Origin of the sequence: Sphingomonas sp., assembly GCF_035555815.1 — a bacterium.
Lineage (GTDB): Bacteria > Pseudomonadota > Alphaproteobacteria > Sphingomonadales > Sphingomonadaceae > Sphingomonas.
Window position 1 is genome coordinate 1 of the sequence record NZ_DATMGG010000042.1, and the last position, 7,409, is coordinate 7,409.

The 7,409-nt window shown below is 71.8% G+C and carries 8 protein-coding genes; 6 read left to right on the top strand and 2 right to left on the bottom strand.

What is annotated here, in order from left to right; all coding sequences use genetic code 11:
* Positions 1-265, top strand: a 265-nt coding sequence (locus tag VNR91_RS02290; RefSeq protein ID WP_414712365.1) for a TPM domain-containing protein, incomplete at its 5' end; no start/stop codon positions are given.
* On the top strand, positions 262-792 hold the full coding sequence (locus VNR91_RS02295) for an NUDIX hydrolase (protein ID WP_325489176.1): 531 nt from the start codon (positions 262-264) through the stop codon (positions 790-792). The genes VNR91_RS02290 and VNR91_RS02295, both read left to right, overlap by 4 nt.
* A gap of 133 nt (positions 793-925) precedes the next feature.
* Here the strand turns inward: VNR91_RS02295 and VNR91_RS02300 are convergent, their stop codons facing one another.
* Complete coding sequence (locus VNR91_RS02300) at positions 926-1,210, bottom strand: ETC complex I subunit (RefSeq protein WP_325489177.1); 285 nt, start codon at positions 1,208-1,210, stop codon at positions 926-928.
* A 10-nt stretch (positions 1,211-1,220) separates the two neighbouring features.
* Positions 1,221-3,677 (bottom strand): ATP-dependent helicase HrpB, encoded by a 2,457-nt coding sequence (gene hrpB / locus VNR91_RS02305; protein WP_325489182.1) that lies wholly within the window; start codon positions 3,675-3,677, stop codon positions 1,221-1,223.
* Between the two features lie 123 nt (positions 3,678-3,800).
* Here hrpB and crtY point away from each other — a divergent pair, with 123 nt between their 5' ends.
* The 4 genes from crtY to VNR91_RS02325 form a co-directional block, all read left to right on the top strand.
* Positions 3,801-4,961: a lycopene beta-cyclase CrtY gene (crtY, locus tag VNR91_RS02310; protein ID WP_325489178.1), complete on the top strand. Its 1,161-nt coding sequence runs from the start codon at positions 3,801-3,803 to the stop codon at positions 4,959-4,961.
* Entirely contained in the window at positions 4,961-6,442 is a 1,482-nt protein-coding gene (locus VNR91_RS02315; protein WP_325489179.1) for a phytoene desaturase, read from the top strand. Before crtY ends, VNR91_RS02315 begins: the two co-directional genes overlap by 1 nt.
* Positions 6,439-7,020 carry a TIGR00730 family Rossman fold protein gene (locus VNR91_RS02320; RefSeq protein ID WP_325489180.1) on the top strand — a complete coding sequence of 194 codons (582 nt, stop codon included), beginning with the start codon at positions 6,439-6,441 and terminating at the stop codon, positions 7,018-7,020. The genes VNR91_RS02315 and VNR91_RS02320 overlap by 4 nt, the downstream gene beginning before the upstream one ends.
* The coding region (locus VNR91_RS02325; RefSeq protein WP_325489181.1) for a squalene/phytoene synthase family protein at positions 7,017-7,409 on the top strand (393 nt) is incomplete at its 3' end. The genes VNR91_RS02320 and VNR91_RS02325, both read left to right, overlap by 4 nt.

The window sequence follows — 7,409 nt, forward strand, 5'->3', positions numbered from 1 at the left end:
CACCGTCGCCGCGACCGGGGTGCTGCTCTACCTGTCGCTCGATGAGCATCGCGCCGAGCTGATCGCCGACGAATCGATCCACACGAAGGTGTCGCAGGACGTCTGGGGCGCGGCGATGGCGGCGCTGGTCGCGGCGGTGAAGGACGGCCGGCCGGGGGACGGCATGGCCGACGCGGTCGCGCAGATCGGCATCGTCCTGGCGGAGCATTTCCCGCGCGGCGCCGACGACGTCAACGAACTGCCCGACCGGCTGATCGAGCTGTGATCCCCGACGCCGACGCGCCCGAACGGAAGGTCTGGCAGGGCCGTTTCCTCACCGCGCAGACGCGCGGGCGCTGGGAATATGTCAGTCGCGTCGGCGGGGTCCGCGCGGCGGTGATCCTGGCGATCGACGACGACGGCCGGGTGATCCTGGTCGATCAGTATCGCGTACCGCTTGGCCGCCGCTGCCTCGAACTCCCCGCCGGCCTGGTCGGCGACGAACAGGCGGGCGAGAGCGTCGAAGTCGCCGCCGCGCGCGAGCTTGCGGAGGAGACCGGCTATCGCGCCGCCGCGATCACATCGCTTGGCGACTATTGCTCGTCGCCGGGCATGGTCTCCGAGAGTTTCACGCTGGTGCGCGCGACCGGGCTGACCCGGATCGGCGACGGCGGCGGCACGGCGGATGAGGGCATCACCGTCCACCGCGTGCCGCTGGCCGAAATCCCCGCCTATGTCGCCGCGCGGCGGGCGGAGGGCATGGCGATCGACGTCAAGATCCTGCTGCTGCTGGCGAGCGCGATATTGGGGTGAGCCCCACCCCACCACGCGTCACCCCCGCGCAGCCGGCGATCAGTTCGCGGAAAGCGCGCAATTCCTGCCCAACGGCCAGCCCCCCATTCCCGCCTTCGCGGGAAGGACGGTGGGTGGGAGGGCCGCTCAAACCCTAGCGGAAATTGTCGGCGTAGGCCTGCAGCTTCAGCGTGCGCTCGGGCGCGGGGACGACGTGATAGGCGATCCCCTCGCGCCGGGCATAGTCGGTCGCCGCCTCCAGCGTCGGGAAATTGAGCCGCAACTGGTTGCGCGTGTCGCTCGATCCGGCCCAGCCGGTCAGCGGATCGGGGCGCTGCGCCTCTGCGGGCTCATATTCGAACACCCAGCGATCGGTGCGGTAACGGCCCGATTGCATGGCGTTCTTCGGGCGCTGATAGATACGGGCGGCTTGCGACATGGCGGCTCTCTTATCGCGAACCGGCGCGGCGTGCATCCGCATTTTTTGTACGCAATGTCGCGGCGGCGGCGGCGGGATCGCCGGGCCACGGATGGCGCGGATAACGCCCGCGCATCTCCTTCGCCACCGCCGCCCAGCTTCCCGCCCAGAACCCCGGCAGGTCGCGCGTCGTCTGGATCGGCCGCCCGGCGGGCGAGGTCAGGCTGAGCACCAGCGGCACGCGATTCGCCCCGATCACCGGGTGCGTGCCCAGCCCGAACAGCGCCTGCACGCGCAATTCGACCTTCGGCCCGCCCTCCGCGTCATAGTCGATCGCATGGCTCGATCCCGCCGGGCTCTCGAACCGCGCCGGGGCGAGGCGGTGGATCGTCTGCATCGCGTCCCAGCCGGCCACCCCCTCCAGCGCCCCGGTCAATCCCTCGACCGCCTCCAGCCGCCGCTTGCCCGCCAGCAGCGGCGGCAACCATTCGTGGATCCGCGCCAGCAGCGTCGCATCGTCGAGCGCGACACCGGCAAAGGCCGCGCGCGCCCGCAACGCCCGCGCGCTGTCCGGCCAGGGCAGCAGCGCCAGCCCGCCGGTGCGCACCCCCTCCAGCAGCGCCGCCGCGATCTCATCCGCGCTCGCCGCCGCGTCCGGCCCCGACGCGAGACGCAGCGCACCCAGCCGCGTCTCGCGCAGCGCGGCGACCGCGCCGGTCGCGCGATCGAACGTCACGCTGCGCCGCGTCTCGATACGATCGCCGAACAGCGCCTCGATCGTCGCGCGATCGATCGGCGCGGCGGACAGGATGCGCGCGCCCGCCGCCATCCCGGCGGTCTCCGCCACCGCCAGCCATTCGTGCCGCGCCAGCGACGACGCCGGATCGAGCCGAAAGCCGCGCCCGCCGACCGACGCCCAGCTTTCCCCCGACGCATCGCGCCGCCGCGCCACCCGATCGGGAAACGCCAGCGCGACGCAGGTGGCGACATCGTCGGCGCCGCCGTTCTTCAGCGGTGCCCCGATGCCGGGAACCAGCTTCGCCCACCGCTCCGCCAGCCGCCGCGCCGCCTCAGCGCGCTGGCCGCGCTCGCCACGCCAGCGGCGGATGCGCGTCTCCAGATCGGCGTCGGGACCGCCGACTCCGCGCTCCCCGAGCAGCACCGCGACCTGCGCGGCGGTGCGCGCCAGCCCGATCTCCCCGCCGCGCACCAGCATATGGCCAAGTCTTGGCGGCAGCGGCAGCGCGGCGATGGCGCGGCCGTGCGCGGTCGGGCGGCCGTCGCCGTCGATCGCCTCCAGCACCGCCAGCCGGGCGCGCGCCTCTTCGATCGCGGCGGCGGGCGGCGGATCGATCCAGCGCAGCGTGCGCGGATCGGCGACACCCCACAGCGCGCAATCGAGCGTCAGCGCCGACAGATCGGCCTCCAGTATCTCGGGCGGGTCGAATCGCGGCAGCCCGGCGGTCGCCGCCTCCTCCCACAATCGATAGGCCACCCCCGGCCCCTGCCGCGCGGCGCGGCCGGCGCGCTGGGTGACGGCGGCCTGGCTGGCGCGTTCGGTCACCAGCCGCGTCATCCCCGCCGCGCGATCGTAGCGCGGCCGCCGCGCCAGCCCCGAATCGACCACCACGCGGATGCCGTCGAGCGTCAGCGATGTCTCGGCGATCGCCGTCGCCAGCACGATCTTGCGCGTGTCCGACGGCGCGATCGCCGCGCGCTGGGCGGCGGGATCGAGGCTGCCGTGCAGCCGGTGCAGCGCCGCGCCGGGGATGTCGCCCAGCCGTTCGACGGTGCGTTCGATCTCCGCCACGCCGGGCAGGAAGGCGAGCACGCCGCCCGTCTCCTCACGCAGCGCGGTGCGCACCGCCGCCGCCACCGCGTCCTCGATCCGGCCCTCCGTCGCGCGGCCGATGTGGCGCAGCGTCAGCGGGTAACTGCGCCCCTCGCTCTCGATCACCGGGGCGAGTTTGCCCGATTCGCTCGCCAGCAACGCGGCGAATCGCCCGCCGTCGAGGGTCGCCGACATCGCCACCAGCCGCAGGTCGGGCCGCAGCGCCGCCTGCGCGTCGATCGCCAGCGCCAACCCGAAATCGCTGTCGAGGCTGCGTTCATGCACCTCGTCGAACAGCACGGCGGAAACCCCGGCCAGTTCGGGGTCGCCCTGGATGCGGTTGACGAAGATACCCTCGGTCACCACCGTCACCCGCGTCGCCGCCGAACGCCGGCTGTCCATCCGCGTGGCATAGCCGAACGTCCGCCCGACCGGCTCGCCGGCCAGCACCGCCATCCGCTCCGCCGCCGCGCGCGCCGCCAGCCGGCGCGGGCTGAGCAGCAGCACCTCGCCCGCGCACCATGGCTGATCGAGCAGCGCGGGGGCGACCGCGGTGGTCTTGCCCGCCCCCGGCGGCGCGACCAGCACCGCGTTGCCGCCCGCGCGCAGGGCGGCGAGCAATTCGGGCAGCACGGCTTCGATCGGCAGCGTCGTCATCGCCTCCGCCATGCACCAAAGCGCGGTGCCGGGTCGCGCATTTTTCACGTTGCCGGCCGATCCTGCCCGCCTCGCTCGCCGGCGCACCTTTTCCGCCGCCGCGCGATCCGCTAGGCGCGAGTGATGGCGGCTGTCATCTCCTGCGACATCGCGATCGTGGGCGGCGGGCTCTCGGGGTGCCTGTTCGCGCTGGCGCTGGCCGATCGGCGTCCCGGCGCGCGCATCCGGCTGGTCGAATCCGGCCCGCGCCTCGGCGGCAACCATCTGTGGTCGTTCTTCGCCAGCGACGTCGCGCCCGACGATCGCTGGCTGGTCGCGCCGCTGATCTGCCACCAGTGGGACGCCTATGACGTCGCCTTTCCCGACGTCGCGCGCCGCCTGTCGACGCGCTATCACACCATCGAATCGGAACGGCTCGACACCACGGTGCGCGCGGCGCTGCCCGCCGACGCGGTGATGACCGGACGCAAGGCGCTGGCGGCCAGCCCGACCACCGTGGTGCTCGACCACGGCGAACGGATCGAGGCGGGCGGCGTGATCGATTGCCGCGGCCCCGGCGACCTCGGCAAGCTGACGTTGGGCTGGCAGAAATTCCTCGGCCGCGAGCTGCTGCTCGACCGGCCGCACGACGTGGCCGAGCCGACCGTGATGGACGCCACCGTCGAACAGGCCGACGGCTATCGCTTCGTCTACACGCTGCCGTTCTCGCCGACCCGGCTGTTCGTCGAGGACACCTATTATTCGGACAAGCGCCCGGTCGATCGCCGCGCGCTGGCCGCGCGGATCGACGGCTATGCCCAGGCGCGCGGCTGGTCGGTCGCCGGCGTCGGACGCGAGGAGACCGGATCGCTGCCGGTGGTGATGGGCGGCGATTTCGACGGCTATTGGCGGTCGGGCGGCAATCGCGTGGCAAAGGGCGGGGTCCGCGCCGGACTGTTCCACCCGCTGACCAGCTATTCGCTGCCCGACGCGGTGCGCGCGGCGGTGCTGGTGGCGCAGGCGGGCGATCTGCGCGGCTCGGCGCTGCATGACCTGCTCCACGATCATGCCCATGGGCTGTGGCGGGCGCGCAAATTCTACCGGCTGCTCGCCGCGATGCTGTTCCGCGCCGCCGACCCCGGCGAACGCTGGCGGGTGCTCGCGCGCTTCTATGGGCTGGACGCGGGGCTGATCGGACGCTTCTATGCCGGCGAGTCGAGCTTGCGGGACAAGGCGCGGATGCTGACCGGCAAGCCACCGGTGCCGGTCCTGCGCGCGATCGCGGCGATCCGGGGGGTGACGTAATGGACAGCGCGGTGATCATCGGCGCCGGATTCGGCGGGCTGGCGCTGGCGATCCGGCTGCAATCGGCGGGCGTGGCGACGACGCTGGTCGAGGCGCGCGACAAGCCCGGCGGCCGCGCCTATGTGTGGGAACGCGACGGCTTCACCTTCGACGCCGGCCCCACCGTCATCACCGCGCCCGATGCGCTGAAGGAATTGTGGTCGCTGTCGGGCCGCGACATCGCCGACGACGTCACACTGGTGCCGGTCGATCCCTTCTACCGGCTCAATTGGCCCGACGGCACCAATTTCGACTATACCAACGACGATGCGGTGCTCCGCGCGGAGATCGCCCGGCTCGAACCCGCCGACATCGCCGGCTATGCCCGCTTCCTCGAATATTCGGCGGCGGTCTATCAGGAAGGCTACGTCCGGCTCGGCGCGCAGCCGTTCCTCGATTTCGGCGCGATGGTAAAGGCGGCACCCGCGCTGATGCAGCATCAGGCGTGGCGGTCGGTCTATGCGACGGTGTCGCGCTTCGTGAAGAACGAGAAGCTGCGCCAGGCGCTCAGCTTCCACACGCTGCTGGTCGGCGGCAATCCGATGACGACCAGCGCGATCTACGCGCTGATCCACAAGCTCGAGCGCGACGGTGGCGTGTGGTACGCGATGGGCGGCACGAACCAGCTCGTCGCCGGCATGGTGCGGCTGTTCGAGCGGCTGGGCGGGACGCTCCGGCTCAACGCGCCGGTCGCGACGATCGACACGCTCGGCGACCGCGCCACCGGCGTCACGCTGGCGGGGGGGGAGACGATCGCCGCCGACGCGGTGGTCAGCAACGCCGACCTCGTCCACACCTACAAGCAATTGCTCGCCGGATCGCGCAGCGCCCAGCGCGCCACCGCGAAGCTGGAGCGCAAGCGGTTCTCGCCCTCGCTGTTCCTCGTCCATTTCGGGATCAAGGGGACATGGCCCGGCATCCCGCACCACATGATCCTGTTCGGCCCGCGCTATAAGGGGCTGCTCGCCGACATCTATGATCACGGGCTGCTCAGCGAGGATTTCGCGCTCTACCTCCATCACCCGACCATCACCGATCCGGGCATGGCGCCGCCGGGGCATTCGACCTTCTACGCGCTGGCGCCAGTGCCGCACCTGGGCAAGTTTCCCGCCGACTGGGCGCAGATCGGCCCGATCGTGGAAAAACGCATCCTCGATGAAGTCGGGCGGCGGCTGATCCCGGACATCCACGATCGCATCGTCACCAAGTTCAGCTACGGCCCCGCCGATTTCCGCGACGATCTTGGCGCGCATCTCGGCAGCGCGTTCAGCCTTGAGCCGACGCTGACCCAAAGCGCCTGGTTCCGCGCGCACAACCGCGACGATGCGATCGCCAATCTCTATTTCGTCGGCGCGGGCACCCATCCCGGCGCCGGCATCCCCGGCGTCGTGGCCAGTGCCAAGGCGACGGCGGGGCTGATGCTGGAGGAACCGACGACGTGAAGCGCCTTGCAATCTACTGTGGCTCGGCGACGCCGGCCGATCCCGTCTACGTCGAATCGGCGCGCACCGTCGGCCGCACGCTCGCCGAACGCGGCATCGGCGTCGTCTATGGCGGCGGGCGGCTCGGGCTGATGGGCGCGGTAGCGGATGGCGCGCTGGCGGCGGGGGGCGAGGTGATCGGCGTGATCCCGCAGGCGCTGGTCGACGCCGAGGTCGCGCATCGCGGGCTGACCGAACTCCACATCGTCGGCACGATGCACGAACGCAAACAGGCGTTCACCGACCTGTCCGACGGCTTCGTCACCCTGCCCGGCGGCACCGGGACGATGGACGAATTGTGGGAAGCGATGAGCTGGGCGCAGATCGGCTACCACGCCAATCCGGTCGGGCTGCTCAACGTCGCCGGCTATTACGACGGGCTGATCACCTTTGTGGAAACGATGGGCGATGTCGGGTTCCTGCGCGCGCAGCACCGCGGGCTGCTGATCGTCGACGACACGCTCGACGGGTTGCTGGCGCGGATGGCCGACTTCCGCCCGACGACGACGGTCGGCCAGATCGGCGCCAGCGACCTGTGAGCGGCACGGCGGCCCACGGCGCGGACCGCCCGTCGCGCGCCGCGCTGGTCGCCACCGCCGGAGAGATCATCGCCGCCGGATCGCGCAGCTTCGCCGCGGCCAGCCGCCTGCTCGACCGCACCAGCCGCGAGCAGGCGTGGCTGCTCTATGCCTGGTGCCGCACCTGCGACGACCTGATCGACGGGCAGGCGCTGGGGCATGATGCCGGCACGATCGTCGACGCCCCGGCCCGGCTGGCGGCGATCCGCGCGCGTACCGATGCGGTGCTGGCCGGCGACTGGGTCGGCGATCCGGGTTTCGACGGGCTGCGCTTCGTCATTGCCGAAACCGAGATGCCGCGCGCGCTGCTCGACGATCTGATCGCCGGCTTCGCGCTCGACGCCGACGAC